The following is a 26,456-nucleotide window of genomic DNA, read 5'->3' as shown; positions in this document are numbered from 1 at the left end:
ACCCGCCTGACCCGCCCCTTGGCAGCCTGTTTTCCCGGGCTCTCACGGATCCAGGTCGTTCCCGGACCGCTCGTCGAAGATCCGCATGGCCTTGGCGGTCACCGGGCCCGGGGTGCGCGGCAGTACGCGGTCGTCGACGCGGTGCACGGCCTGGACGTCGCGCAGGGTGGAGGTGAGGAAGACCTCGTCCGCGCGCTCCAGGACGTCGAGCGGCAGGTCGGTCTCCTTGGCGCCGGTCCACTCGACGGCGAGCGCGCGCGTGATGCCCGCGAGGCACCCGGAGGCGACCGGCGGGGTGTGGATCTCGCCGTCGAGGACGACGAAGACGTTCGAGCCGGTGCCCTCGCAGAGTTGGCCGACGGTGTTCGCGAACAGGGCTTCCGAGGCGCCGTGTTGGTGGGCGCGGGCGAGGGCGACGACGTTCTCGGCGTACGAGGTCGTCTTCAGGCCGGTGAGGGCGCCGCGTTCGTTGCGGGTCCACGGGACCGTGATCACGGCGGTGGAATCGGGGCGGCGGCTGGTCTCGCCCAGGGCGACGACGAGGGTCGGGCCGTGCTCACCGCGGTCGGAGCCGAGCGGGCCGTGGCCGCCGGTGTAGGTGATGCGCAGTCGGCCGAGCGGCATCGGGTTGGCCTCGAGGACGGCGGCGCAGGCGCGGCGGATCTCCTCGTGGTCGGGGTCGGGCAGGCCGAGGCCGCGCGCCGAGCGGGTCAGCCGGTCGAGGTGCCGGGTGAGCGCGAACGGCTTCCCGTCCGTCGCCTTCACCGTCTCGAAGATGCCGTCGCCCACGGTCAGCCCGTGGTCGAAGACGGAGACGCGGGCGGACTCGCTGTCCTGCAGCCCGCCGTCGAGCCAGATCTTCACGTCTGTAGTCCCTCTCCACTCACCTGGTACGTCCCCGACGCTACCGCGAGGAGTCGGGCCGCCTTCAGCTCGGTCTCCCGCCACTCCGCCTCCGGGTCGGAGCCCCAGGTGATGCCCGCGCCCGTCCCGAAGCGCAGGACGCCCTCGGCCCGGTCGATCCAGAAGGTGCGGATGCCGACCGCCAGCTCACCGGCCGTCTGGTCCGCGTCGACCCAGCCGATGCCGCCGCAGTACGGGCCGCGGGGCGCCGTCTCCAGGGCTTCGATGATCCGCAGGGCGCTGGACTTGGGCGCACCGGTGACCGATCCGGGCGGGAAGGCCGCGCCGAGCAGTTCGGGCCAGCCGGCGTCGGCGCGCAGCTCGCCGCGGACCGTCGACACGAGATGGACGAGCCCCGGATGCTTCTCGACGGCACACAGATCGGGAACGCTCACGCTGCCGGTGGCGCAGACACGCCCGATGTCGTTGCGGACCAGGTCCACGATCATCACGTTCTCGGCGTAGTCCTTCTCCAGCAGGTCCGCCTCGGTGCGTCCGGTGCCCTTGATCGGCCCGGACTCCACGACACGGCCGTCGCGCCGCAGGAAGAGCTCGGGCGAGGCCGTGGCTATCTCGACCCCGTGGGCGGGCAGCCGGATCGTTCCTGCATACGGTGCCGGGTTGCCGCGGGCCAGCAGCGCGGTCAGGGCGTCCACGTCGGCGTCGGGCGCGACGGGCGCGGAGAGCACCCGGCAGAGGTTCGCCTGATAGACCTCGCCGGCCGCTATGTGTTCGCGGATCCGGCGCACACCCGCCGTGTACGCCCCGCGGTCGAGGGAGGACGTCCAGTCACCGGCCGCCGGTCCCCGCCACTCCCCCGGCACCGGGGCGGGCACGGGCTCCACTCGTACGTCCCGGAAGCGGGCGCAGGTCAGGCGGCCCTCGAAGTCCGCCACGACGGCCCAGAAACCGGTGGAGTCGAGGGCCGCGGGATCGCTGGTGACGTCGAGGAGTCCGGTGGCGACGCGGTCACCGAAGCGGGCGAGAGGAGGGAGGTCGAGCACGCAGTCGAGTCTAGGGCGGGTGTCGTGAAGGTGGTCCGGGCATGTCCCTTCGGGGGCCCTGACCACGTACGCGAGCAGGTGCAGCGCAGCACGCTGCGCAAACGCGTTTTTGTGCTGGCCCGGGAATCCGCTAGAGTTCAACTCGTCGCCGGGCCGCGAGAGCGGACCGAAACGACAAGCGGACGTAGCTCAGTTGGTAGAGCGCAACCTTGCCAAGGTTGAGGTCGCGAGTTCGAGCCTCGTCGTCCGCTCGATGGAAACAGGGGATCTTCCCGAACCCCTGCACTCCTGGTGGAGTGGCCGAGAGGCGAGGCAACGGCCTGCAAAGCCGTCTACACGGGTTCAAATCCCGTCTCCACCTCCAAGGACGATTAGCTCAGCGGGAGAGCGCTTCCCTGACACGGAAGAGGTCACTGGTTCAATCCCAGTATCGTCCACTGGATCTTCCAGCACGTACGGAGAGATCCACACCCGCGCGATTAGCTCAGCGGGAGAGCGCTTCCCTGACACGGAAGAGGTCACTGGTTCAATCCCAGTATCGCGCACGCAGTACGCATCACATGCAGGTTCACCTGCGCGATTAGCTCAGCGGGAGAGCGCTTCCCTGACACGGAAGAGGTCACTGGTTCAATCCCAGTATCGCGCACCAGCCGAAGCCCCCGGCCGTCTCGTACGGCCGGGGGCTTCGTCGTGTGCCGTCAGCTCGAGAACAGCATGTGGCCGAAGCTCTTGTGGCGGTGGTGACCGCCGTGGTGGCCGCCGTAGTGACCTCCGTGGCCGCCGTGCTGGGCGCCCCAGGCGGGAGCGGGCGGGGCCGGGTACGCCTGCGGGACGCCCGGCGGCGGCGGTGCGGGCTGCTGCCACTGGGACTCCAGGCGGGTCAGCGCCTCCAGCTCGCCGTAGTCGAGAAAGATCCCGCGGCAGCCGCTGCACTGCTCGATCTGGACACCGTTGCGGTTGTACGTGTGCATCGGCGCATGACACTTCGGACACTGCATGGTCGGCTCAACTCCTCGCCGGTCGGTCCTGCTTCGCGTTTCGCCAGGACAGACTCTGTCAGGCTGCGGTCGGTTGCACCCTACTTCGCGAATCCCGGGGTCAACTGCAGCGGGAGGGAAGCCATTCGGGCACATGCGTCGATCATGGACAGTTCGACCTCGTCCAGGGGGCGGTCCTCCGCTGCCGCCTTGGCTGTCGCGCGGGCGGCCGTCTGCACCGTGAGGGCGCGGGCCGGGACGTCCAGGGCGGGCCAGGGGTCGCCGTCGGCGGGGACGGCCGGGCCGCCGGCCGTGCGGTAGGCGGCGAGGAAGCGGGTCCACTCGTCCGGTGGCAGGAGGCCGCAGGCGTACCAGGCGGCCGGGCGGGCCAGGTCCCAGGCCGGGACGCCGGTGCCGAGGTCGTCGACGTCGATGAGCAGCCACGGGCCGTCGGGGGCGGGGTGGCGGACGAGCTGGCCGAGGTGGAGGTCGCCGTGGCACAGGGTGGTGGTGTCCGGCATGGGGGCTTCGGCCCGGGCCCAGGGCGGGAGGGTGTTCCAGGCCTCCAGGATCGGCGGGGTGGCGGGGTGGGCAGCGGCTGTCGCCCTGAGGCGGGCGATGGCTCGGGCGGCCTTGGCGGGGCCTCGCATGGGCGGGAGGGGGGTGGGGGCCGGGGTGCGGTGGAGGCGGGCGAGAAGGGCGGCTGCGGGCTCCCAGGGGGCGGCGTCGGGGGTGTCCGGGTCCACGGGTGTGCCGTAGGGCCAGAACGTGACGAGGCGGCCGTGCAGGTCGACGGGGGTAGGGGTGAGTGGGGGCAGGAGGATGCCGGGGAGGTGGGTGGCGGCGGTGAGGCGGGGGGTGAGGTCGGCGCGGGGGGTGTTCGGGGCGTGGGCCTTGGCGACCGTGTCCGCGTGGCGGACGACGGTGGCGTCGGGGCGGTCGGCGAGGGTGGCTGCGCCGCAGGGGCAGGTGTCCGTGCGGGAGTGGGCCTTGGCCTTGGCTCGGGTGGTCAGTTCGGTGAGCAAGGGGGTGGTCACGGGGCTCCCTGGGGTGGCGGGTCTCTCGCGAGGGTACGGCGGGGTGGTGGGGGTGGGTATGGCAGCCGGCCGTGCCGGGGCCGTCCGTGGTGGGGCCTGTGAGGGATGCGCCCCCGCCGCCCCTACCCGTCCCGTCCCCAGGGGCTGCCGCCCCTTCGACCCCGCCGGGGGCTCCGCCCCGGACCCCGGCGGGGACTGCATCCCCCGCACCCCTCGCGGGGCTCCGCCCCAGCACCCCGACCCAACGGACCTGCCTGACCCACCGCAGGCCCCCGCCCCTCAACCCCCGCAGACACTGCATCCCCCCGCACCCCGTTTCGGGGCTCCGCCCCGGACCCCTATCGGCCTGAACGGCCTCGTCCTCAAACGCCGGACGGGCTGAAAGGCCTGACCGGTGCCTGGTGGAGAGGGCACGCCCTCGGCCCGGGCATGTGGCCGTAGGCGGGGGTGGTTGGGAAGGGGAAAAAGCAATGCCGGCGCAGCTCCCCAGCTGCGCCGGCATTTTTGCCGTCCGCCGCACCCCCGTCCCCACGGGGTTTCATGGGTGGATGTCCCCGCCCGGACCGCTCTTCCGGGCCTGGGGTCGCCGCTCAGCGCCCCAGCATCACGCCCACGGACGACGCCTGTGTGGCCACTGTCTCCCAGCCGTCGAAGACGAAGAAGAGCAGGGCCGCCAGGGGGAGGACCATGAGCGTCGCCACCAGGGGGTGGCGGCGGCCCGTGCGGCGGCGGAGTGCGGTGCGCTCCTGGGTGCGGATCAGTGTCCGCGGTGCCGTTAGGGCCATGGTCCCTCTCCTGACCGTCTCAGTTGTCGTTGGCAGCGGCGGGTGTCTGACCTCGGGGGACGAGTGCTGCACCCGCCGCTTGACCTCAAATCTAGGCGTCCGGCGCTCGCCGCACGTCATGCCCTCGTACCGATTGCCGGGCCTCCCGGAGGATGAGCCGTGAGCTGGGGCGTACTCCCCTGGGTGGAGACGAGGTCCTAGGTCTCAGGGTCTTCCCGGAGGGGGCGCCCGGTGTGCCCTGCCTTTTCCGAGCCGTCCTCCCTGGGGATCGGCTGCTCGACCAGGGCCAGCACCCGGTTCGCCATGAAGCGGGCTGTGCGGACCACGGAGCCGTTGCGGGTGACTTCGCTCACTTCCACGACACCTCGGCGTACCGCCGTCTCCACCCGGCGGCCCGCCCTGCTGGCCACCACCTCGTAGGTACGGGTCGTGTCCCCCGCGTCCACGACTATTTCCACGCGATCACCCTTCACGTGTTCAATCCCCCTTCGTCGATGGGTGGTTGAGGTCCCCGGACCGACGAAGTCCGCCTGCTCGACCGGTCCCTGACCACCCTTCAAGTCTCCCACCCGGCACTGACAATCGATCTGGGCGAGAGGGCGCGGCCTCTGCGCGCGGGCGGCCGTGGAAACGTAAGCTGTGCCACGTCACACGGACCGGGCAGCGGGGATGAACATGGCGATGATGCGCCTGAGGCGCGAGGACCCGCGCGTCGTCGGCTCGTTCAGGCTTCACAGACGGCTCGGCGCGGGTGGGATGGGCGTCGTGTACCTGGGCTCCGACAAGAAGGGCCAGCGGGTCGCACTGAAGGTCATCCGGCCGGATCTGGCGGAGGACCAGGAGTTCCGATCCCGGTTCGCGCGGGAGGTCTCGGCCGCGCGGCGGATCAGGGGCGGGTGCACGGCCCGGCTCGTCGCCGCCGACCTCGACGCGGAACGGCCCTGGTTCGCCACCCAGTACGTGCCCGGCCCGTCGCTGCACGACAAGGTCGCAGACGGGGGGCCGCTGGGGGCGGCCGATGTCGCGGCTGTGGGTGCCGCCCTGTCGGAGGGGCTCGTCGCCGTGCACGAGGCGGGGGTCGTCCACCGGGACCTCAAGCCGTCGAACATCCTGCTGTCCCCGAAGGGCCCGCGGATCATCGACTTCGGCATCGCCTGGGCGACCGGGGCGTCCACTCTGACGCATGTCGGTACGGCCGTCGGCTCCCCGGGTTTCCTCGCGCCGGAGCAGGTGCGCGGTGCCGCCGTCACCCCGGCCACGGACGTGTTCTCGCTGGGGGCGACCCTGGCGTACGCCTCGATGGGTGACTCGCCCTTCGGGCACGGCAGTTCCGAGGTGATGCTGTACCGGGTCGTCCACGAAGAGGCGCAGCTGCACGGCGTCCCGGACGCGCTCGCTCCACTGGTGCGGGCCTGTCTGGCGAAGGACCCCGAGGAGCGGCCCAGCACGCTTCAGCTGTCGCTGCGGCTCAAGGAGATCGCCGCCCGTGAGGCGCAGGGGCTCGCCGACCCCCGTCCGCCCGCGCCGCGTTCCGCGGAGGCGGACCGGCCCACCGGGCGGCTCGTCGACACCTATCCGGAGCAGCAGCGCGAACACCGTCGTCCCCCGGGCCCGCAGGGTGCTCCGCCGTCGCGGGGTGGTTCCGCCGGGTCGCGTGGGGTGCCTCCGGTACGGGGCGGAGCCGCGCCTTCACGGGGCGGCAACGTCTCCCGCGGTGGGCCCCCGCCGCCCCAGCGCTCCGGGCCCCGGCCCGCCCCGGGGGCGAGGAACACGAGCCGCCAGGGCACGGGGGCGCGGCCCGCGCCGCGCAGCGGTACCGGACGTCCGGCTCCCCGGCCCACGAAGACGGGGCGGCGGCCTGCCAATCCCCGGTTGCTGCGGCAGCGGCTGTTCGTGTTCGTCGTCGTGACGCTGCTGGTGGCGCTGGGCATCGCCGCGGCGCAGGGGTGCCAGGGGCCGTCGCGTGGGCTGGGCGGTGGCGACGGCGTCGTACCGCAGCGGCAACAGCACGTGGAGCCGGGGCGCGCCCAGGTGGACTGAGGCGTCACAGCCCCGGCAGGATCCGTTCGAAGAACTCCCGGTCGCCGTCGAAGACGGGGGTGAGCGCGAGGAACTCCTCGGGGGTGACCCAGCGGGTCTCGGCGACCTCGACGGGATCGGGGACGACCTCGCCATCGGTCGCGTCCGCCGTCCACCAGTGGAGGCGGAAGAGACCGTCGTCGGTCTCCGACTCCCAGACCTTGGCGAGGGGCGAGACGGTGAGGCCGACCTCCTCCCGGACCTCTCGGACCACGGCCTGCTCCTGGGTCTCCCCCTGTTCGACCTTGCCGCTGAGGGGCTGCCAGTAGCCGGGCCGGGAGACGCCGGGGCCGCGGCGGATCGCCAGTACCCGGTCGCCCCGGCGCAGGACCGCGACGATCGCCTCCCGCTTCGGCACCGGACTATCCCGCCGGGCGGCCCGTGGCCACCGCGTAGAAGGCGACCGCGGCCGCCGCGCCCACATTGAGGGAGTCGACGCCGTGGGACATGGGGATGCGGACCCATTCGTCGGCGGCGACCAGGGCCTGGGTGGACAGGCCGTCGCCCTCGGCGCCGAGCATCAGGGCCACGCGGTCCATCTTGTGCGGGGCGGCCTCGTCGAGGGACCTGGCCTTTTCGTCGGGGGTGAGCGCGAGGAGCGTGAAGCCGGCCTCGCGGACCGACTCCAGGCCCTTGGGCCAGGTGTCGAGGCGGGCGTAGGGGACGGAGAAGACCGCGCCCATCGAGACCTTGACGCTGCGGCGGTACAGGGGGTCCGCGCAGTCCGGGGACAGCAGGACCGCGTCCATGCCCAGGGCCGCCGCAGACCGGAAGATCGCGCCGATGTTGGTGTGGTCGTTGACCGACTCCATGACGACGACCCGTCGGGTGGTCTGGAGGAGGTCGGTAGCCGTCGGCAGCGGTTTGCGCTGCATGGAGGCGAGCGCGCCGCGGTGCACGTGGTAGCCGGTGACCTGTTCGGCCAGGTCCGGGCTGACCGCGTACACGGGGGCCGGAAGCTCGTCGATGACGTCGCGCATGACGTCGACCCACTTCGCGGACAGCAGCATCGAGCGCATCTCGTACCCGGCGTCCTTCGCCCGGCGGATGACCTTCTCGCCCTCGGCGATGAACAGGCCCTCGGCCGGTTCGCGCTTGCGGCGCAGCTCCACGTCGGTCAGGCCTGTGTAGTCGCGCAGGCGCGGGTCGTCGGGGTCGTCAACGGTGATGAGATCGGCCACAGGGTGATACTGCCTTGTCCTGGGTGTGGTGCCAACGGCTGTGTACGAGTTGGGTTACCCGCGGTTACGCGGACGTCCGCGGTCCTACGCCGACGACCTCGCCGATGACGATGACCGCCGGCGGCTTGACCTCCTGCGTACGCACGGTCTCGCCGACCGTCGCCAGGGTCGCGTCGACGCGGCGCTGGGCGGCCGTGGTGCCCTCCTGGACCAGGGCGACGGGGGTGTCGGCCGGCTTGCCGTGTGCGACGAGCGTCTCGGCGATCTTTCCGATCTTGTCCACGCCCATGAGGATCACGAGCGTGCCGGTGAGCTTCGCCAGGGATGCCCAGTCGACCAGGGAGCGTTCGTCGTCGGGGGCGACATGGCCGCTGACCACCGTGAACTCGTGCGCGACGCCCCGATGGGTGACCGGGATGCCGGCCGCGCCCGGGACCGAGATCGAGCTGGAGATGCCGGGCACGACGGTGCAGGGGATGCCGGCCTCGGCGAGGGCGTTCAGCTCCTCCATGCCCCGGCCGAAGACGTAGGGGTCGCCGCCCTTGAGCCGTACGACCGACTTGCCCTGCTTGGCGTGCTCGATCAGGGCGTTGTTGATGGCCTCCTGGGCCATGAAACGGCCGTACGGGATCTTCGCCGCGTCGATCACCTCGACGTGCGGCGGGAGTTCGGCGAGGAGGTCGCGGGGGCCGAGGCGGTCGGCGATGACGACGTCGGCCTCGGCGAGGAGGCGGCGGCCGCGGACCGTGATGAGGTCCGGGTCGCCGGGGCCGCCGCCGACGAGGGCGACGCCGGGGGTGCGGGTGCGGTGGTGGGGCGCCACCAGGGTGCCGTCGCGCAGGCCCTCGACGACCGCGTCGCGGATCGCGGCGGTGCGGCGGGGGTCGCGGCCGCGGGCCTCGGTGGTCAGGACGGCGACCGTGACGCCCTCGCTGTGGCCGGTCGCCGGGGTCCAGGCCGTGGCGGCGTCGGCGTCGTCGGAGCGGACGCACCACACACGGTGGCGTTCCGCTTCGGCGGAGGCCCGGGTGTTCGCCTCCGTGTCGCCGGTGGCGATCAGGGCGTACCAGGCGTCCGCGAGGTCGCCCTCGGCGTACGGGCGCCGCTGCCAGGTGATCTCGCCCGCGTCGGCCATGGCCTCGACGGAGGGGGTCGCCTCCGGGGACACGAGGAGGATGTCCGCGCCTGCTGCGATGAGGGCCGGGAGGCGGCGCTGGGCGACCTGGCCGCCGCCCAGGACGACCACTTTGCGGCCGGTGAGGCGGAGGCCTACGGGGTAGGCGGGGTTTTCGGCCATGAGGGTGCGGCTCCTCTGGGGGCTTGGCGGGGGCCCTGACGTGCAGATTTTAAGGGTCGGGTGGGCTTGGCGGCTCAGGTGTCCGGTGGTTGGGCGCCGTTGCCGGGCGCGGGTGCGTGGGTCGGTGCCTACCCGTTCCGCCCTGCGGAACGACTGCCCACCGACCCATGGGCGAGAGGGCTCGGGGGGATGCCCCCGAGCCCTCTCGCTCCTGCCCTACTTCTCGGTTACCCCTGCGGAGTCGAACGTCGCCACCTCGTGCATGGCTCTCGCCGTGCTCTGGACGAGCGGGAGGGCCAGGAGGGCGCCCGTGCCCTCGCCGAGGCGGAGGTCGAGGTCGACCAGGGGGCGCAGGCCCAGCTTGTTGAGGGCGGCCACATGGCCGGGCTCCGCGCTGCGGTGGCCCGCGATGCAGGCCGCGAGCACCTCGGGGGCGATCGCCCGGGCGACCAGGGCCGCGGCACCGGCGCTGACGCCGTCCAGGATCACCGGGGTGCGCAGCGAGGCGCCGCCGAGCAGAAGGCCCACCATCGCCGCGTGCTCGAAACCGCCGATCGCGGCGAGCACGCCGATGGGGTCGGCCGGGTCCGGCTGGTGGACCTCGATGGCGCGGCGGACGACCTCGGTCTTGCGGGCCAGGGTCTCGTCGTTGATGCCGGTGCCGCGGCCGGTCACCTCGGCCGGGTCGGTGTCCGTGAAGACCGAGATCAGGGCGGCGGACGCGGTGGTGTTGGCGATGCCCATCTCGCCCGTCAGCAGTGCCTTGTTGCCGGCCGCCACCAGGTCGCGGGCCGTCTCGATGCCGACCTCGATGGCCTGCTTGGCCTCCTCGCGGGTCATCGCGGGGCCGGTGGTCATGTCGGAGGTGCCCGCGCGGACCTTGCGGGGCAGCAGGCCGGGGGTCGCGGGCAGGTCGGCCGCGACGCCGACGTCCACCACGCACACCTCGGCGCCCACCTGGCCGGCGAAGGCGTTGCAGACCGCGCCGCCGCCGAGGAAGTTGGCCACCATCTGGGCGGTGACCTCCTGCGGCCAGGGGGTGACCCCCTGGGCGTGCACGCCGTGGTCGCCCGCGAAGATCGCGACGGCCGCGGGCTCCGGGATGGGCGGAGGGCACTGGCGCGAAAGCCCGGAGAGCTGCGCGGAGATGATCTCCAGCATGCCGAGCGCACCGGCCGGCTTGGTCATGCGCTTCTGCCGCTCCCAGGCCTCGCCGAGCGCCTTGGCGTCCAGCGGGCGGATCTGGGCGACGGTCTCGGCGAGCAGGTCGTGCGGCTCCTCACCGGGCAGGGCACGGCGGCCGTACGTCTCCTCGTGCACGACCCACGACAGCGGGCGGCGCTTGGACCAGCCGGCCTGCATCAGCTCGGGCTCGTCCGGGAACTCGTCGACGTATCCGACGCACAGGTAGGCGATGACCTCCAGGTGCTCGGGCAGGCCGAGGGCGCGGACCATCTCGCGCTCGTCGAAGAAGCTGACCCAGCCGACGCCGAGGCCCTCGGCGCGGGCGGCGAGCCAGAGGTTCTCGACGGCGAGCGCGGCGGAGTAGGGCGCCATCTGCGGCTGGGTGTGGCGGCCGAGGGTGTGGCGGCCGCCGCGGGTCGGGTCGGCGGTGACGACGATGTTCACCGGGGTGTCGAGGATGGCCTCGATCTTCAGTTCCTTGAACTGCTTCGCCCGGCCCTTGGGCAACGACTTCGCGTACGCGTCGCGCTGGCGCATGGCCAGTTCGTGCATGCTGCGCCGGGTGTCGGCGGAGCGGATGACGACGAAGTCCCAGGGCTGGGAGTGGCCGACGGAGGGCGCGGTGTGCGCGGCCTCCAGCACGCGGAGCAGCACCTCGTGCGGGATGGGGTCGCTGCGGAAGCCGTTGCGGATGTCGCGGCGCTCACGCATGACCTTCATGACGGCCGCGCGCTCCGCGTCGTCGTAGGCGGGCGCGGCCGGGCCGGTGGACTGTCGTGCTTCTTCCACTGCGGCCGTGCTCTCTTCTTCCTGGTCGGCGGCCCGGGTGTCCAGGTCCTCCGCGTGCTGTACGAGGTGGGGGTCGGCCTCCCGCGGGGCGGGGACCCTGACGACGGGCTCCGGCGCCTGCTCCGCCTCCGGGGGGAGGGTGAGGGCGTGCGGCGGGGTCGGGGCGAGGTGCGGGGTGGTCGGCACCGAGCCGTCGACGAGGACGAACTGGCCGACGGACGCGTCCGGTTGCGGATCCGCGGGCTCCGCGGCCGTCGGCTGGGGCGTGTCCGTGCCGGGGCCGGGAGGGGCCGGTTCCGCAGTCTCGTCCGTCGGGAGCGCGGCCGGGGCCTCGGCGGAGCTTGCGGCCGGCTCGGCTGCGAGGGGCTCCGCGGGGGGCGCCTGGTCCGTCGGGGAAACCGCGTCGGCCGGTTCGGCGACGGCAGCGGCCTCGGGCTGCACTTCCGCGTCCGGGACGGTCTGGACGGGGCTGCTCCGGTGCTCTGCTGCCACGCCGTGGACTGCGGGCTCGGGGGCGGCGGTCGCGCCCTCGGCCGGTGCCACGGGCTGTGCCGCGTCCGGGGCTGCCGGGAAGGGCGCTGCTCCTGCGGCCTCCGCGGTGGCGGGCACGTGCGCGGGCGCCTCGGCGGTTTGCGTGGGCTCGACGGCGATGGCCTGAGCGGGCTCGACGGCGACGGCCTGAGCGGGTTCAGGGACGAAGGGCTGGGCCGCAGCCTGGTCGGCGGCGTGGGCAGCATGCGCGGTGTCCGGCGCCACGGTCTCGGGTGCCGGTACGGCCTCGGGGGCGACTGCCTGAGGTGCCTGTTCGGTATGCAGTGCGGCCGTCTCGGGGCGCTGCGCAGCTTCCGGTGCGCTCGTCTCGGAGAGCTGACCGGCCTCGGCGGCCACTGCCCCGGGGAACTGCCCGGCCTCGTGGGCGCCCGCCTCGGGGAACCGCTCGGCCGCGACCGCCTCGGGCGACGGCCGGCTCGCGGGTGCCACGGCCTCTGCGACCTGCGGTGCTTCGGGCGCCACGGCCACGGCGGGCTGTTCGCCGCCGGGCGCGGCGGCCTCGGTGATCGGCGCGGCCTCAGACGTGACGGGCTCGGTGATCGGCGCGGCCTCTGATGCGGGCCCCTCGGCGACCGGGCCGGTGCCGGGCGCGAGGCCCTCGGCGACCGGTGCGCCCTCGACCGTCGGCGCCTCTTGCGGCGCGTGGGTCACCTCCGGAACCTGGCCGGCCTCCGGCGCAGGCGCCGCTCCGGGAGCCGGGACGGCCTCGGGACCGGGAGCGGATACGGCCTCTGCAGCGGGCACGGCAGCGTCGGGCTGCCCGCCTTCGGGGGAGACTCCGGCAACGGGGACCGGCCCGGCCTCCGGCGCGGAAGCGGCCGGTTCGTCCTGCCCGGCGTCCGAGGCAGCCGGGGCAACCACGCCCTGCTCAGCCGCCTGCGCACCATCCGCGGCAGCCCCCACCGGAGCCGTCTGCGCGCCGTACGCGGCGAACTCACCGGGAGCCCCGTGCCCGCTGCCCGCGGCGGGGAACCCGCCGTGAGCGACATGCCCGGCCCCGGCAACCGGTCCACCGGCAGCCACCGGTCCACCGTCCGCAGCCGGCGCACCCGCGGCGGCTCCGGCGATCTGCCCGCCCTCCACGGCGGACATCCCCGTCGGAACGTGCCCGCCTTCCGGGCCGTGGGCCACGCCGAGGTCACCGTTCTGCGCCGCCGGAGCGGTCTCCGTGGCGACGTGAGCCATGGCGGGCTGTGCGGCGGCCACCGGCTCCGCGCTCGGTTCGGCCGCCGGAACAACCGTTTCGGCAGCCGGTGCCTCGGTGTTCACCGGTGCCGCCGTCCGCACCGCGGCCTGCGCCGGGGCGCCCCAAGGGGCCGCGCCCTGCGGCGGCATCTCGTGCAGCTGCGGGGTCTCGAAGTACTCGGGGCCGGTGGCCGGCGGGGCGGGCTGGCGTACCGGTGCGCCCGCGGGGCCGCGGTCGGCGAGGGAGCGGACCGGGCTCGCCGAGGTGTCGGGGATCGGCGGGCCGAGGTGCAGGGGGCGACGCGGCGTCACCGGCCCGGGGGCGGGCGCCGGGTTGGGCAGGCGGACGCCGCCGAGGTCGACCGAGCCGCTGTCGCGCCCCGCCGTCTCGTGCGGACCCGGCTCGTGGACGGCCTCCACGACCGGCTCGGGCGCGGGCGGGGCGACCTCGTTGCCCCACGGGCTCTGGGCCCCCGGCAGCAGCAACAGGTCTTCGTCCTCGGCGGTGGTCTCGGAGAGGTAGGTGTACGCACCGTGCGCGTGGACGCCCGGCTGTTCCACCATGCCTGCGCTCTCCGGCAGCTCCTCGCCCGGGACCTGGCCGGTGTCGGTCATGCGTACCCCTCGCCCATCGGTTAGTGCTTCTACGTCCAGCCCACCGGGAGCGGCGCACCGACCGCCCCCGCAGTGAAGAACGAGCGTGCCTGCCCAGCGGCACGAACGACCCGCCCGTAAAAGGCGACAAAGCCATTCAGTGGCATTGTCCCGGCCGTTCCTCCGTCACGACAGGTTGATCCGTGACGACCCGCTGTGGACTGCGCCACGTTGCGCGTCCTCCGGTTCTGCCGTACCGCATCCACCCCAAAAGGGGTGGGTTTTCCGGACATTGACGAACGAAGTGCCGGGTCACCCGATGCGGTACAACGGTCGGCCAGCCTACCGCGAGCGGTACGACTACAGGATCACCGGGACGGCAGAAACCAGGATCACTGGGACGGCGCCAGGGTCACGATGCGCGCCCCGGGAGCGTGCCGCTGAGCAGGAACGCGACGCTCCGCTCCGTCTCCGTCCAGGCCCTGGTGTCGAGTTCGACGGACTGGATCAGGGCGCACTCGACCTGGTAGCCGTGCTCGGTCAGGTCCCGGCCGACGAGTTCGGCCGCGTCACGGGTGGCCGCGTGGGTGACGATGCGCTGCGGGCGGCGGTCGGCGACCGCGGAGACCACGGCCGCTCCCCCACCGCCGACGCGGACGACGTCCGGCTCGGGGAGGTTCTCCAGGACGTGCGGGGCCGTTCCCTGCACGATCTGCAACTGGACGCCGAAGTGCCGGGCGGCGGCGTCCGTGCGGGCACAGGCCTCCAGGGCACGGTCGACGGCGATGACGGCGGCCCCGGCGCGTGCGGCCTCGGTGGCGAAGGCGCCGCTGCCGCAACCGATGTCCCAGACGAGGTCCCCCACACGCGGGCCCAGCCGGGCGAGTTGGGCGGCGCGCAGCAGATCCGTCTCGCCCTCGCCGAGCGGGCCGTCGTAGGCCTCGGCGGGCTGGGTCCAGCCGCGCGGTCCGGCTGCCGGGTCGCGGCCGGACAGCCAGCCGCCGCCCTCCGAGACGCCCGGCCCGGCGGGTCCGCCGATGACGATGACGACGTTCGGGTCGCGCCAGGTGTGGTCGGGGGCCTTGTCGGAGGTGACGACGGTGACCTGTTCGCGTTCGGTACCGAGTTCCTCGCAGATGACGAAGGTGCGGTGGACGCCTTCGAGGAGGAGGCCGAGTTCGGCGGGGCCCGCACCGGGTGAGGTGAGGACGGCGACCTTGGTGTGGGCGCGGCACACATTCACCGCACGTCGCAGGGTGCGGCCGTGGGCGACGACCACTTGGGCGTCGTCCCAGGGCATACCGGCCCGGGCGAAGGCCGCGGCCACGGAGGAGACGGCGGGGACGACCTCGACCTCGAGGCCGAACTCGGGCGCGCGCAGGGTTCGTACGACGCCGAAGAATCCGGGGTCGCCGTCGGCCAGTACGACCGCGGTGCCGCGGTGGCCGGCGATGCGGCGGGCGGCTAGGGAGACGCTGCCGAGGCGGATGCGCTCGGCGCGGGGCGGCACTTCGGGGAGCGCCAGATGGTGGGCGGCACCGGCCACCAGCGTGGCGGCGCCCAGGGCGGAGCGGGCCGCGGCGGTCAGGGGCGAGCCGTCCCAGCCGATCACCGTGACACGGTCGGCCATCGTCGTCGGTCTCCAGGGGTTTTACGCAGGTCGGGCTCCGTGAGGGTACCTGGTGTCAGGTGCGGACCCTCGAGCCCCCAGGTTTCAGTTCCAGTCGGTGAAGCCCGTGAAGCCGCCGCTGTCGGCCAGTTCCTCGCCCGCGCCGTCGAGGTCCTCCGGCAGCAGGCTCCACACGATGAAGTCCGTGCGGACGTCGCTCCAGGTACCGTCCTCGGCGCGGACGTGGGCTATGCAGGCGTTGCGCAGGACGCCCTCGCTGATACAGCCGATCTTCTGGGCGACCTGCTGGGAAGCGGTGTTGTCGGCGGCCGTGCGCAGTTCGATGCGCTCCAACTTCTGGTCCCCGAAGAGCCATTGGGCGGTGGCGAGCGCGGCCTCCGAGGCATAGCCCTCGCCGCGCGCCCACGGGGCGATGATGTACGACAGCTCGGTGGACCGCACATGCCAGTTGGTCTTGGCGAGCTGGACGATGCCGACCAGGCGCTGGGTGAGGAACTCGGTGACGGCGAGATCGAGTCCGCGGCCCGCAGCCCGCTCGGTCGGCGCGTACTCGGTGATCCAGTGGCGCGCCTGGTCCTCGGTGAAGGGCTGGGGGACGTCGGTCCAGGCGCCGACCTGCTCGTCGTTCATCATCTCGGCCAGCCCGTTCACGTCGTCCTCGTCGAGGGGCCGCAGCACCAACCGCTCCGTGCTGATGGAGATGTTGGGGAAGGTGCTAGTCATGCGCCACTCCGTAACCTTCGGAAAACCTGCGGGGCCTGCTGAACTGCCCAGCATGCAGCATCAAGGCACGGAACTGCACCACGGGGTCCACCCGCGGTGAGCGAGCGGACCCCGTGCGTGGCGATACGCCGTATACGTGAGGTTAGAAGGACGGGATGACCGAGCCCTCGTACTTGTCCTCGATGAACTTCTTCACCTCGGGCGAGGTGAGGAGCTTGGCGAGCTTCTTCACCCGCGGGTCCTTCTCGTTGCCCTTCTTCACCGCGAGGAAGTTGCCGTAGGGGCTGTTCTTCGCGGACTCCAGGACCAGGGCCTCCTTGGCGGGCTTGATGCCCGCGGAGATGGCGTAGTTGCCGTTGACGACCGCGGCGTCCACGTCGTCCAGGGAGCGTGCGGTCTGGGCCGCCTCGACCTCCTTGAACTTGAGGTTCTTCGGGTTCTTGGCGATGTCCTGGGGGGTCGCCTCGCTGCCCGCGCCGTCCTTGAGCGTGATCAGGCCGTTGGAGGCGAGCAGCTTCAGGGCACGGGCCTCGTTCACGGCGTCGTTCGGGACGGCGATGGTGGCGCCGCTCTTCAGCGCGTCGGCCTTCTTGATCTTGTGGGAGTAGAGGCCGAGCGGCTCCAGGTGCACGGTGACGACGGGCACGATGTGGGTGCCGCGCTTCTTGTTGAAGTCGTCGAGGTACGGCTGGTTCTGGAAGTAGTTGGCGTCCACCGAGCCGTCCTCGGTCGCGGTGTTCGGGACGATGTAGTCCTGGAACTCCTTGACCTCCAGGTCGAGTCCGGCCTTCTTCGCCAGGTTCTTCTTGACGAAGTCCAGGATCTCGGCGTGCGGGGTCGGGCTCGCGGCGACGATCAGCGGTCCGCTGTAGTCGGAGGAGCTCGAGGCGGAGTCGGTGCCCGAGCCGCAGGCGGTGAGCCCGAAGGTGAGGGCTCCGGCGGCGAGGACGACGGTGGTGAGCTTTGCGGTGTTACGCACGAAAAGTGCCTTTCCTTATGGGTGGAGCGACCCCGCGGTTGGTGGTGCGGGGAGTCTGTGGGGTGCCTACGCGGCGTGGCCGACGTCGGCCGAGGCCGGCTCCTCGGCCTTCAGCAGGCGCAGCTTCGGCACCGGGCCAAAGCGGCCGCCGCGTCCGTGGAGCGAGCGGGCCGCGTAGTCGCCGGCGAACTGGATGACCGAGATCACGACGGCGAGAATCGCCACGGTGATCCACATGAGTTCGGTCTCGAAGCGCTGGTAGCCGTAGCGGATGGCGATGTCGCCGAGACCGCCCGCGCCGACCGTGCCGGCCATGGCGGAGTAGCCGATGAGGGCGACGATCGTGGTGGTGGTGCTGGAGATCAGCGAGGGCAGCGACTCGGGGACGAGGACCTTGCGGACGACGGTCCAGGTGTTGCCGCCCATCGACTGCACGGCCTCGACGAGCCCGCCGTCCACTTCGCGGACAGCCGTCTCGACAAGGCGCGCGAAGAACGGGATGGCCCCGATGGCGAGCGGCACGATGGCGGCCTCGCGGCCGATGGTCGTGCCGGTGATCCAGCGGGTGAAGGTCATCAGCGCGACCATGAGGATGATGAAGGGCATCGAGCGGGCGACGTTCACGATCTGCCCGATGACCTTGTTGGCGACGACGTTCTGCAGCAGCCCTCCCCGGTCGGTCAGGACGAGCAGGATGCCGAGCGGGAGCCCGCCGACGACGGCGATCAGCGTGGACCAGCCGACCATGTAGAGGGTGTCCCAACACGCCTGCGACAGCAGCGGCTGCATTTCCGTCCAGGTCACAGCTGGGCACCTTCCTTGAGCAGTACGGGCTCCTGGCCCAGCACCTCGATCTGCAGGCCCTGTTCACGCAGGAAGCCGATCGGCACGACGTTGTCCTCGTAGCGGCCGGGCAGTTCGATGCGCATCCGGCCGACCTGGAGTCCGCCGACGGTGTCGATGGCCGCGCCCAGGATCGAGATGTCGATGTTGTAGGTGCGCGAGAGCTGCGAGATGACGGGCTGGGTCGCGGCCTCGCCCTGGAAGGTGACGTCGACGACGGTTCGGCCGTCACCGGTGGCCTCGCCGTCCACCGGGAAGAGGGCGGAGGCCAGCTCGGAGCCGGGGGTCGCGAGCAGCTCGCTCACCGTCCCGGACTCGACGATGCGGCCCTTCTCCATCAGGGCGGCCGAGTCGCAGATCGACTTCACGACGTCCATCTCGTGGGTGATGAGCAGGACGGTCAGGCCCAGCTGCCGGTTCAGGTCGCGCAGCAGCTGGAGGATGGAGCGGGTGGTCTCCGGGTCGAGGGCGCTGGTCGCCTCGTCGGAGAGCAGCACCTTCGGGTCGCCGGCCAGGGCGCGGGCGATGCCGACGCGCTGCTTCTGGCCGCCGGAGAGCTGGGCGGGGTAGGCCTTCGCCTTGTCCGCGAGGCCGACCAGGTCGAGCAGCTCGAGTGCCTTGCGGGAGCGCTCCTTGCCGGACCGGCCGAGGATCTCCAGCGGCAGCTCGACGTTGTCCTGGACCGTCCGCGTGGACAGCAGGTTGAAGTGCTGGAAGACCATGCCGATACGGCTGCGTGCCCGGCGGAGCTCCTTGCCGGCGCGGGGGCCGCGCCCCGCGAGGGCGGTGAGCTCCTGCCCGGCGACGGTCACCGTCCCGGCGGTGGGCCGCTCCAGCAGGTTGACGCAGCGGATGAGGGAGGACTTGCCGGCGCCGGACTGGCCGATGACGCCGTACACCTCGCCTTCGCGGACGTGCAGGTCCACGCCGTCCAGGGCGGTGACCTCTCGGCCGCGTGAGCGGTAGACCTTGGTCAGGCCTGAAGTCGTGATCACTGGGTTTTCCGTCACTGTCGAGTACGCGGGCGTGGGTGTGCCCTGGTACGGAAGGGAAAGTCATGCGCGGGCGCTCGGTCGCATACGGCAAAGGGCGTACGGACATGCCACGGCGGCTCGCTTCGGGGCGCGAGGCTCAGGGTGGTGCAGGGGCCCTCTAGAAGGCGCGCATTCGACACGTACAACGAGCACCGGGCGTCATGGTCGCCTCGGTCGCAAGGGTGCGGCAGCTCGTCGTGGTCATGCGATCAGTAAAGCAGACGTATCGGAGCGACCGAGAACCCGCTGTCCACATGGCGGACAGCGATGGACGGGCGTCGGCCGCGGAGGGAGCGCCCGGGCCGGGCGCGGCAGGTCTTTTGGGCCGTAATAAGGTCGCTCCATGCTTGATGCCCTGACGCTGGTGACCGGTGTCGCCGCGCTGCTGCTCGCCGCCTGGTGCGGGTGGGCCGCCTATCGAGACCAGCCGACGAAGGACTGGCACTTCATCGGCATGGCCGTGGTGTCGCTGCTGGCCGTGGTGCAGCTGGTGATCGGGATCGTGCAGCTGGCGCGGGGCGAGAAGCCGGAGCAGGGCACGACGATCTTCGTGGCGTATCTGCTGGGCGCGTTCGCGTGTGTGCCGGCGGCGGGGTTTATGTCCTTGGCGGAGCGCACCCGTTGGGGTTCGGTGACGGTGGCCGCCGGCGGTATCGTCCTGGCCGTTCTCGAAGTGCGGCTCTACGACATCTGGGGAGGCTGAGGTGACCTCGGTGCAGGAGAAGCCCACGAGGACGCGGCTGATCAGCGGGCCGGGGATGCTGCTGGTCTGGTTCTACGGCGTGATGGTCGTCGGCGCCGTGTCACGGTCCGTCTACCAGATCGCGACCGAGTTCGACCGGGCACCGCTCGCCTACTCGCTGTCCGCCGTGGCGGGTGTCGTCTACGGCTTCATCACGTACTCGCTGGTCCGCGGCGGCGAAACGGCCCGCAAGGCGGCACAGGTGTGCTGCGCCGCCGAACTCGCGGGTGTACTGGTGGTCGGCACCTGGACCCTGGTCGAGCCCTCCGCCTTCCCGGACGCGACGGTGTGGTCGGACTACGGCATGGGGTACGTCTTCATCCCCGTACTGCTGCCGCTGTCCGCGCTGTACTGGCTGCGCAGGAACCGCGCCGTCACGCAGTAGCCACGTACGCCTCGGCCGGCTTCTCCAGCACGATCATCGGCACCCCGTCACTGCCCTGCGAGGTGCCCACGGCCTGGTAGCCCACCCGGCGGTACAGCCGCAGGTTGCCCTCGCTGCGGTGGCCGGTGTGGAGGCGGAAGACCTTGGCGCCGCGCTCCTCCGCCAGCGCGGACTCGGCCGCGCGCAGCAGCCGCGCGCCGATGCCGTGGCCCTGCAGACGGGGGTGGACGCAGAGCTTGCCGATGGAGGCGGAGCCGTCCTCGGTGACGCGGCCGCGGACCGAGCCGACGACCTCCTCGCCGAGCCGCGCCACATAGACGCAGTCGGCGGCCACCTCCTGGCGGACCGAGTCCAGGCTCTGGACGAGCGGGTCGATGCGGTAGTTGCCGTACAGCGCCGCCTCGCTCTGGAAGCACAGGTACTGGAGCCTGAAGATCTGCTCTGCATCCTGCTCGGTCGCCACCGAGATGGTCACGCTCATGCCCATGTGCGCACGCCTCCCGCTCACCTGATCGCCACGTTGTCCCTCACTCCTATCCCCGCGGTTCGCGGGCCGCAACCTCCGGCGAGAGCAAACGACGAAGACATCCCAGGCATCTGGAACGTTCCGGGCCCAGACTGCCCTGTGAGATACCCAACTCCCCCGCGATTTCCCGGTATGTCAGGTCCTTCGGGGACAGCAGGGCCTCCATCAGGCTGGGGCAGCGGCCGGGCAGGCGGCGGACGGCGTCCCGCAGGGCCCGGCCGCGGGCCGCCGCCAGGGCGAGCTGTTCGGGGTCGCGCTCGCCGTCGTCGGCCGGCTCGATGTCGTACGGCCGTTCGTGTCGGCTCGTACGGCGGGTGCGGCGCGCCTCGGAGCGGACGGCGCTGCGCAGCCAGCGCTGGGGGTCGTGCGGCGGGCCGTCCGCCCGGAGGTGTTCCAGGAGGCGGAGCCAGACCGCCTGTTCCAGGTCGCCGGGCTCGGCTCCGGAGGCATGCGCCTCGGCGGAGGCCTCGGCGGTGAGCAGTGGGCGCAGAGCGGCAACCAGGTCGTGCGTCATATGCGGTTCGACGCGGCCGCCCGGGGCCCAGTTGCCCGGACGGCCGACTGTTCACCCCAACCGGGGTAGGGGGCTCAGCCGTTGACGAAGTCCTCGCGGGCCAGCACACCGGTGTCGGCGTTGTCCGTGAAGACGCCGTCGATGCCGGTGGCGAAGTACGTCCTGAAGGCGCCGAAGGGGTCGCCGTACGCGTCCGCGGCCGTGCCCTTGCGGTACTCCGCCGGCAGGAACGGGTTCTCGTTGCGCATGGTGTAGGGGTGCAGGATCAGGCCGACCTTGTGCGCGTCGGCGACGAGGGTGGTCGGCTTGTCGAGGCTGCCGTCCGCCTTCTTGGTGATGATCAGGTCGAGGGTCGGGCCGAGGCCCTGCGCGTAACCGGCTATCTCCCTGAGGCCCTTCGGGGTGATCAGGTCGGCGACGGTGCGCGGGTCGCCCGCCTCGACGAAGTCCCAGGGACGGCTGTTCGCGGCGGACAGGAGCACCACCAGCGGGTTGTCGACCAGCTTGTTCAGGCGCTGGATGCTGCTCGGCTCGAAGGACTGCAGGATGACCGGCGAGTTCCGCCTGTCCTTGCCGTACTTGTGCAGCAGCTTGGCGACCCGCTCCTCCAGGCCGAGGCCCAGCTTGCGGAAGTAGGTGGGGTGCTTGGTCTCGGGGTAGATCCACACCTGCTTGCCCCGCTTGCGGGTCTGCTCGTCCTGCCACTTCAGGACCTCTTCGAAGGTGGGGATCTCCCAGCGGCCGTTGTAGATCGTGTTGTGCGGGCGGTTGGCCGGAATCCGCTCGATCGCGCGCAGCGTCTTCAGCTCCGCGAGGGTGAAGTCCTCGGTGAACCAGCCGGTGACGGAGACGCCGTCGAGGACCTTGGTGGCCTTGCGGTCGGCGAACTCGGGATGGTCGGCGACGTTCGTCGTCCCGCCGATCTCCGGCTCGTGGCGGCAGACGAGATGGCCGTCCTTGGTGGGCACCAGGTCGCCGGCCTCGACGATGTCGGCGCCCAGGTCGAGGGCCAGGTTGTAGGAGCCGAAGGTGTGCTCGGGCCGGTAGCCGCTGGCTCCGCGGTGGCCGATGATCGTCGGCTTGGGCAGGCTCTTCAGCCCGCCGCTCCCGTGGCCCGCGCCCGCGGCTCTCGCCGTGCCGGACAGACCGAGTACGGCTCCGCCCGCACCGAGTACGGCCGAGCCGAGGAAGGCCCGTCGTCCGGCGCCGCCTGTCTGCTCGTTCTCCTGCGTTCCCATGAGCGCCTCCCCTGACGTCGGCTCGATCTGTTCTGTCGGCGCGCCGATCGTAGGGGCGTGGACATGACGCGAGGGAGGCGTTGGCCGGAACATGCGGGTGACTCGGGATGTCGTATGGGGTCGTACGGGGAACGGGATGCGGCGAGGGGTGAAGTTGCCCGCTCCGCTCGCCCGTTCGGCGGCGAGTCGTCCGTCACATCGTTCCGGCCTGTTACCGGCAGGCAACGCGGTGTCACCCCAGGTAAACCCGCGTCAACAGTGCGTAAGACCTCCGTGAACCCGATGTGCAAGACCCCGGGGACCGCGAGTATCGTCCTCACCTGCACATACTCATACCGAATCCCTTGACACCGGAGGGCCCGTTGTCCCGCTTCGCGCTCATCAAGGCAGTGCTCGGACCGATCATGCGCCTGATGTTCCGCCCACGGGTGGAGGGCGCGGAGCACATCCCGGGCGACGGTCCGGTCATCCTGGCCGGCAACCACCTGACCTTCATCGACTCGATGATCCTTCCGCTCGTCTGCGACCGCCAGGTGTTCTTCATCGGCAAGGACGAGTACGTCACCGGCAAGAGCCTCAAGGGCCGGCTGATGGCCTGGTTCTTCACCGGTGTCGGCATGATCCCGGTGGACCGCGACGGCGGCCGGGGCGGGGTGGCCGCGCTGATGACCGGGCGCCGCGTGCTGGAGGAGGGCAAGGTCTTCGGGATCTACCCCGAGGGCACGCGGTCGCCCGACGGACGGCTGTACCGGGGGCGCACCGGTATCGCGCGGCTGACGCTGATGACGGGGGCGCCGGTGGTTCCCTTCGCGATGATCGGCACGGACAAGTTGCAGCCGGGCGGGGCGGGGATGCCCCGGCCCGGGCGGGTCACGGTTCGTTTCGGCGAGGCGATGGAGTTCTCGCGCTACGACGGGATGGACCGGGATCGGTATGTGCTGCGGGCTGTTACCGACTCCGTGATGGCTGAGGTCATGCGCCTGTCGGGGCAGGAGTACGTGGACATGTATGCGACCAAGGCGAAGGCTGCTTAAGGGTTCGTTGTCGAGTGCGGGTCGGTGGGGGGTTGCTCGCGCAGTTCCCCGCGCCCCTTAAGGGCGGTTGTCCAACCGCGTGTTACAAAGCAGGAACCATGCCGCTGCTGCCGTCGCCAACAGGACCGCTGCACCCGCGCCCGCTGCGATAGCGAGGCCGTCGACGAAGGCGTCTCGGGCCGACGTGAGCATTGCCTGTGCCGTGTCCGTCGGCATGCCGGCCGCCGCCTCCACCGCGCCCCCCAGTGACTCGTGCGCCCCTTCCGGCGTGCCCGCCGGAGCCGCGAAACCCCGGTAGACGCCCGTCACGATCGAGCCAAGGGTGGCGATTCCCAGGGCCGCGCCCAGTTCGTACGCCGTCTCCGATACGGCGGACGCCGCGCCCGCCTGTTCCTTCGGTACGGAGGAGAGGATGACGTCGGCCGTCACGGTGAAGGAGAAGCCGGCGCCGATGCCCACCACCAGCAGGGCGGCGCCCAGGACGGGATAGCCCGTCGACTGGTCCAGGGTCGTGAGGACGGCAAGCGCGAGGCCCACCGCCGCCAGGCCGCCCGCGACGACCGTCCGAACGGAGAAACGACGGGCCGCGCGACCGGCGACGAGACCCGCCGCCACCGCACCCACCGCCGCGGGCAGTTCGGCCAGGCCCGCTTCGAAGGGGTGCCTGCCCTGGACGAGTTGCAGGTACTGGGAGAGGAAGAAGACCAGGCCGGACAGGCCGAGGATGGTCAGCAGGTCGGCCAGGACAGCGGCGCTGAAGCCGCGGTTGCGGAACAGACGCATGTCCAGCAGCGGGGTGGGGAGCGTGAGCTGGCGGCGGATGAACCAGTACAGCGCCGCCGCGCCCAGTGCGCCCGCGGCGAGCGTGGGCCACGCGAAGCCGTGGGTCGCGGCCTCCTTGACCGCGTAGACGATACCGATCACACCGACCAGTGAGAGGGCGACGCCGGCCAGGTCCCACGGGCCCGGGTTCGGGTTGCGGGACTCGGGCAGGGTGCGGATGCCGACGAGGACCAGGACCACCATCACGGGCAGATTGATCAGGAAGACCGAGCCCCACCAGAAGTGCTCGAGGAGGAAACCGCCGGCGATCGGGCCGATCGCCGTGCCCGCGGACGCCGTCGCGCCCCAGATGCCGACCGCGAGGCTGCGTTCGCGCGGGTCGTGGAAGAGATTGCGGATCAGGGCGAGGGTGGCGGGCATGAGGGTGGCTCCCGCGACGCCGAGCAGCGCGCGGGCCAGGATCATCAACTCCGGTGTCGTCGCATAGGCGTTGAGGACGGATATCGCGCCGAACGCCGTGGCGCCGCCGAGCAGGATCCGCTTGCGGCCTATTCGGTCGCCGAGGCTGCCCATCGACACCAGCAGGCCCGCGATGACGAAGGAGTAGACGTCCCCGATCCACAGGAGCTGGGTACCGGAGGGCTTGAGGTCCTCGCTGATGTAGGGGGTCGCGAGACCGAGGACGGTCGCGTCGACGGCCACCAGCAGCACGGCAAGCACCAGGACGGACAGCGCGAGCCAGCGGCCCGGGCGCTTCACCGCCTCGGTCGTGGTCGCCGGCTGCAGGGTGCTGGTCATGATTCCTCTCTCCGTAGCGCGCCGCCGAGCAGGAGCTCGGCGACCATGTGGGTGAAGTCCTTGGGGGCGACGCGGCCGTCGTGCATGGCCCAGGCGCACGAGGCGATCAGGCCGTAGAGCGCCTCCGTGAGCCAGACGGGGGTGAGGTCGATACGGAACTCGCCCGCCTGCTGTCCGCGCACGAACAGCGCGCCCATGCGGGCGTCGAGCCGCTGCCAGCCCGCGTCCTGGCCGGTTTCCCAGAGCTGGCTCTCGCCGTACAGGAAGGCGAGCAGTCCGGCGGCGGGCTGGATCTCGCTCACCAGCCGGCGCACGGCCTCGCTCGCGGTTCCCTCGTCCAGCCGGGCGGCGTCCAGCGCCGCCTCGCACTCCGCGATGCCGAGCGCCTCGAGCGCCCGTACCAGTGCGTCACGGCCCGCGAAGTGGCGGTGCAGCGTGGCGCGGCTGATCCCGGCGGCCTTGGCGACCTCGTCCATCGTCGCGGTGGAGTTACGGGTCAGCAGGGCTGCGGCGGTGCGCAGTACGTGGTCACGGTCGACGGCCATGAGACGAGCTTAGCGCATGTGAGACATTGATGTCTCATTATGGGCGCGCGCGTCTCACGGAGAGGGGGGCCTGACTGTTTCAGTGCCAGGGCAGCTGTCCGCGCTGCTCCCAGTACGCCTGCGGCTTCTCCACGAGTTCGGCCAGGCGGGCCAGCTGGTCCTCGTCCAGGTCCACGACCGCCGCGTGCAGATTGGAGGCGAGTTGGACGGCGGTCGCCGCGCCGGACAGCACGACCCCGGCCCAGGGCTGGCGCAGGATCACGGCGAGAGCCACCGCGTCGCAGCCCAGGGACGTCTCTGCGGCTACGGCCTTCAGGGCGTCGGGTGCATAGGGGTCCGCGAGGCGGCCGTTGGCCATGCCCTCCTTGACGATCACCGTGAGCCCGGCGTCGTGCGCCTCGGCGAGGGCGGGGGCGGCCGAGGTCTCCAGGATGTTGTACGTCGACTGGACGGTACGGAAGAGGGGCTCGCCGTCGACCGTCAGGTCGAGGGCGGCGCGGATGGCCTCGGCCTGCGCCGGGCCGCTGGTGGAGAAGCCGATGGTGGTTCCCTGGGCGGCCGCCTCCGCCAGCTTGGCGTGGAGTTCCTTGTCGGTGAGGGCCGGACTGTCCGGGGTCACCGAGTGGATCTGGTAGAGGTCGAGGCGGTCGCCGAGCAGTTCGGCGCTCTCGGCGCGCTGGCGCTCGTAGGTCTCGACGCTGTGGTCCTTGACCTCGTGCTTCTCGGCGTCGGTGGTCCAGTCGGCGGTGTAGGTGTAGCCCCATTTGCTGCCCACGACGATGTCGTCGAAGGAAGGGCGGGCGTTCAGCCAGTCGGCGAGGAACTCCTCGGAGCGGCCGTAGGAGCGGGCCACGTCGAAGTAGCGGACGCCCTGGGCGTAGGCGGCGTCGAGGAGTTCGTGGGTGCGGGCGCGCATCGCTTCGGCGCTGCGGTCCTCTCCGAGGTCCTGGTCCCGGCCGAGGTTGATGTAGCCCGGACGGCCGACGGCGGCGAGACCCAGTCCGATGTGCGCGGTGGGCGTGGTCGCGTGGGCCAGGCGACTGAAGGGCATGGTGGCTCCCTGCACGTTCGGCGGAGGAGATCCCGCCTCAGGAGGGGGATCTCGCACCAATCT

General features: G+C 71.8%; 25 protein-coding genes and 5 tRNA genes. 9 read left to right on the top strand and 21 right to left on the bottom strand.

Translation table 11 applies throughout. The features are described 5' to 3' along the window. Window positions 1-42: 42 nt before the first annotated feature. Both ABT254_RS10405 and ABT254_RS10400 read right to left on the bottom strand, forming a co-directional pair. A complete protein-coding gene (locus ABT254_RS10405) occupies window positions 43-864 on the bottom strand; it encodes an aminotransferase class IV (RefSeq protein WP_351466491.1) in 822 nt (273 codons plus the stop codon). Next, complete coding sequence (locus ABT254_RS10400; protein ID WP_351466489.1) at window positions 861-1,907, bottom strand: chorismate-binding protein; 1,047 nt, start codon at window positions 1,905-1,907, stop codon at window positions 861-863. The genes ABT254_RS10405 and ABT254_RS10400 overlap by 4 nt, the downstream gene beginning before the upstream one ends. Before the next feature lie 178 nt (window positions 1,908-2,085). Between ABT254_RS10400 and ABT254_RS10395 the strand changes: the two genes are divergently transcribed. From ABT254_RS10395 to ABT254_RS10375, 5 genes are all read left to right on the top strand, one after another. Continuing rightward, window positions 2,086-2,158: transfer RNA gene (locus ABT254_RS10395), tRNA-Gly, on the top strand. 39 nt (window positions 2,159-2,197) lie between these two features. Next, window positions 2,198-2,271, top strand: a tRNA-Cys gene (locus tag ABT254_RS10390). Window position 2,272: 1 nt separating this feature from the next. Continuing rightward, window positions 2,273-2,344, top strand: a tRNA-Val gene (locus ABT254_RS10385). Window positions 2,345-2,380: 36 nt separating this feature from the next. Beyond that, a tRNA-Val gene (locus ABT254_RS10380) sits at window positions 2,381-2,452 on the top strand. Between the two features lie 29 nt (window positions 2,453-2,481). Beyond that, window positions 2,482-2,556 (top strand) — tRNA-Val (locus ABT254_RS10375). 49 nt (window positions 2,557-2,605) lie between these two features. Here the strand turns inward: ABT254_RS10375 and ABT254_RS10370 are convergent. The 4 genes from ABT254_RS10370 to ABT254_RS10355 form a co-directional block, all read right to left on the bottom strand. Further along, entirely contained in the window at window positions 2,606-2,905 is a 300-nt protein-coding gene (locus ABT254_RS10370; RefSeq protein WP_351466487.1) for a TFIIB-type zinc ribbon-containing protein, read from the bottom strand. An 80-nt stretch (window positions 2,906-2,985) separates the two neighbouring features. Continuing rightward, window positions 2,986-3,921, bottom strand: coding sequence for a phosphotransferase family protein (locus ABT254_RS10365; RefSeq protein ID WP_351466484.1), 936 nt, complete (start codon window positions 3,919-3,921; stop codon window positions 2,986-2,988). A gap of 590 nt (window positions 3,922-4,511) precedes the next feature. Then, window positions 4,512-4,706 carry a hypothetical protein gene (locus ABT254_RS10360; protein WP_351466481.1) on the bottom strand — a complete coding sequence of 65 codons (195 nt, stop codon included), beginning with the start codon at window positions 4,704-4,706 and terminating at the stop codon, window positions 4,512-4,514. A 197-nt stretch (window positions 4,707-4,903) separates the two neighbouring features. After that, window positions 4,904-5,179, bottom strand: a complete 276-nt coding sequence (locus tag ABT254_RS10355; RefSeq protein WP_344405710.1) for a DUF8836 family protein — start codon at window positions 5,177-5,179, stop codon at window positions 4,904-4,906. Window positions 5,180-5,375: 196 nt separating this feature from the next. Between ABT254_RS10355 and ABT254_RS10350 the strand changes: the two genes are divergently transcribed. Further along, a complete protein-coding gene (locus ABT254_RS10350) occupies window positions 5,376-6,746 on the top strand; it encodes a serine/threonine-protein kinase (RefSeq protein ID WP_351466896.1) in 1,371 nt (456 codons plus the stop codon). Between the two features lie 4 nt (window positions 6,747-6,750). Here ABT254_RS10350 and ABT254_RS10345 read toward each other — a convergent pair whose 3' ends face one another. The 9 genes from ABT254_RS10345 to ABT254_RS10305 form a co-directional block, all read right to left on the bottom strand. Then, window positions 6,751-7,143 (bottom strand): NUDIX domain-containing protein, encoded by a 393-nt coding sequence (locus ABT254_RS10345; RefSeq protein ID WP_351466478.1) that lies wholly within the window; start codon window positions 7,141-7,143, stop codon window positions 6,751-6,753. Window positions 7,144-7,147: 4 nt separating this feature from the next. Continuing rightward, a complete protein-coding gene (locus ABT254_RS10340) occupies window positions 7,148-7,966 on the bottom strand; it encodes a TrmH family RNA methyltransferase (RefSeq protein WP_351466475.1) in 819 nt (272 codons plus the stop codon). 64 nt (window positions 7,967-8,030) lie between these two features. Further along, on the bottom strand, window positions 8,031-9,263 hold the full coding sequence (cobA, locus tag ABT254_RS10335) for a uroporphyrinogen-III C-methyltransferase (protein WP_351466472.1): 1,233 nt from the start codon (window positions 9,261-9,263) through the stop codon (window positions 8,031-8,033). Window positions 9,264-9,479: 216 nt separating this feature from the next. Beyond that, complete coding sequence (cobT, locus tag ABT254_RS10330) at window positions 9,480-13,589, bottom strand: nicotinate-nucleotide--dimethylbenzimidazole phosphoribosyltransferase (RefSeq protein WP_351466469.1); 4,110 nt, start codon at window positions 13,587-13,589, stop codon at window positions 9,480-9,482. 391 nt (window positions 13,590-13,980) lie between these two features. Next, window positions 13,981-15,198, bottom strand: coding sequence for a precorrin-6y C5,15-methyltransferase (decarboxylating) subunit CbiE (gene cbiE, locus ABT254_RS10325; protein ID WP_351466468.1), 1,218 nt, complete (start codon window positions 15,196-15,198; stop codon window positions 13,981-13,983). Between the two features lie 84 nt (window positions 15,199-15,282). After that, window positions 15,283-15,921: a GNAT family N-acetyltransferase gene (locus tag ABT254_RS10320; protein ID WP_351466465.1), complete on the bottom strand. Its 639-nt coding sequence runs from the start codon at window positions 15,919-15,921 to the stop codon at window positions 15,283-15,285. 142 nt (window positions 15,922-16,063) lie between these two features. After that, window positions 16,064-16,900 (bottom strand): MetQ/NlpA family ABC transporter substrate-binding protein, encoded by an 837-nt coding sequence (locus ABT254_RS10315; protein ID WP_351466463.1) that lies wholly within the window; start codon window positions 16,898-16,900, stop codon window positions 16,064-16,066. 66 nt (window positions 16,901-16,966) lie between these two features. After that, window positions 16,967-17,704, bottom strand: a complete 738-nt coding sequence (locus tag ABT254_RS10310; RefSeq protein WP_351466460.1) for a methionine ABC transporter permease — start codon at window positions 17,702-17,704, stop codon at window positions 16,967-16,969. Then, window positions 17,701-18,738, bottom strand: a complete 1,038-nt coding sequence (locus ABT254_RS10305) for a methionine ABC transporter ATP-binding protein (protein ID WP_351466457.1) — start codon at window positions 18,736-18,738, stop codon at window positions 17,701-17,703. Before ABT254_RS10305 ends, ABT254_RS10310 begins: the two co-directional genes overlap by 4 nt. A gap of 382 nt (window positions 18,739-19,120) precedes the next feature. On the opposite strand from ABT254_RS10305, the gene ABT254_RS10300 reads away from it, so the two are divergent. Next, window positions 19,121-19,480, top strand: a complete 360-nt coding sequence (locus ABT254_RS10300) for a hypothetical protein (protein WP_123963937.1) — start codon at window positions 19,121-19,123, stop codon at window positions 19,478-19,480. A gap of 1 nt (window position 19,481) precedes the next feature. Continuing rightward, window positions 19,482-19,904, top strand: a complete 423-nt coding sequence (locus tag ABT254_RS10295; protein ID WP_351466453.1) for a hypothetical protein — start codon at window positions 19,482-19,484, stop codon at window positions 19,902-19,904. Here ABT254_RS10295 and ABT254_RS10290 read toward each other — a convergent pair. The 3 genes from ABT254_RS10290 to ABT254_RS10280 all read right to left on the bottom strand — a co-directional run bounded on the left by ABT254_RS10290 (window position 19,894) and on the right by ABT254_RS10280 (window position 22,182). Further along, complete coding sequence (locus ABT254_RS10290) at window positions 19,894-20,391, bottom strand: GNAT family N-acetyltransferase (protein ID WP_351466450.1); 498 nt, start codon at window positions 20,389-20,391, stop codon at window positions 19,894-19,896. The genes ABT254_RS10295 and ABT254_RS10290 overlap by 11 nt on opposite strands. A gap of 46 nt (window positions 20,392-20,437) precedes the next feature. Then, the gene (locus tag ABT254_RS10285; RefSeq protein WP_351466447.1) at window positions 20,438-20,944 is read right to left on the bottom strand and encodes an RNA polymerase sigma factor; all 507 of its coding nucleotides are present in this window, start codon (window positions 20,942-20,944) and stop codon (window positions 20,438-20,440) included. A gap of 74 nt (window positions 20,945-21,018) precedes the next feature. Then, window positions 21,019-22,182 carry a glycerophosphodiester phosphodiesterase gene (locus tag ABT254_RS10280; RefSeq protein ID WP_351466445.1) on the bottom strand — a complete coding sequence of 388 codons (1,164 nt, stop codon included), beginning with the start codon at window positions 22,180-22,182 and terminating at the stop codon, window positions 21,019-21,021. A 362-nt stretch (window positions 22,183-22,544) separates the two neighbouring features. Between ABT254_RS10280 and ABT254_RS10275 the strand changes: the two genes are divergently transcribed. Next, window positions 22,545-23,216 (top strand): lysophospholipid acyltransferase family protein, encoded by a 672-nt coding sequence (locus ABT254_RS10275; protein WP_351466442.1) that lies wholly within the window; start codon window positions 22,545-22,547, stop codon window positions 23,214-23,216. A gap of 57 nt (window positions 23,217-23,273) precedes the next feature. Here the strand turns inward: ABT254_RS10275 and ABT254_RS10270 are convergent, their stop codons facing one another. The 3 genes from ABT254_RS10270 to ABT254_RS10260 form a co-directional block, all read right to left on the bottom strand. Then, a complete protein-coding gene (locus tag ABT254_RS10270) occupies window positions 23,274-24,797 on the bottom strand; it encodes an MFS transporter (protein ID WP_351466439.1) in 1,524 nt (507 codons plus the stop codon). Continuing rightward, complete coding sequence (locus ABT254_RS10265) at window positions 24,794-25,342, bottom strand: TetR/AcrR family transcriptional regulator (RefSeq protein WP_351466436.1); 549 nt, start codon at window positions 25,340-25,342, stop codon at window positions 24,794-24,796. The genes ABT254_RS10270 and ABT254_RS10265 overlap by 4 nt, the downstream gene beginning before the upstream one ends. Before the next feature lie 79 nt (window positions 25,343-25,421). Next, window positions 25,422-26,393 (bottom strand): aldo/keto reductase, encoded by a 972-nt coding sequence (locus tag ABT254_RS10260; RefSeq protein ID WP_351466433.1) that lies wholly within the window; start codon window positions 26,391-26,393, stop codon window positions 25,422-25,424. Between the last annotated feature and the right edge of the window lie 63 nt (window positions 26,394-26,456).

This window comes from Streptomyces sp. NPDC001137 (assembly GCF_040298885.1).
Classification (GTDB): Bacteria; Actinomycetota; Actinomycetes; order Streptomycetales; family Streptomycetaceae; genus Streptomyces.
The sequence above is the reverse complement of the archived record's forward strand: the minus strand, read 5'-3'. Positions and strand labels throughout refer to the sequence as shown.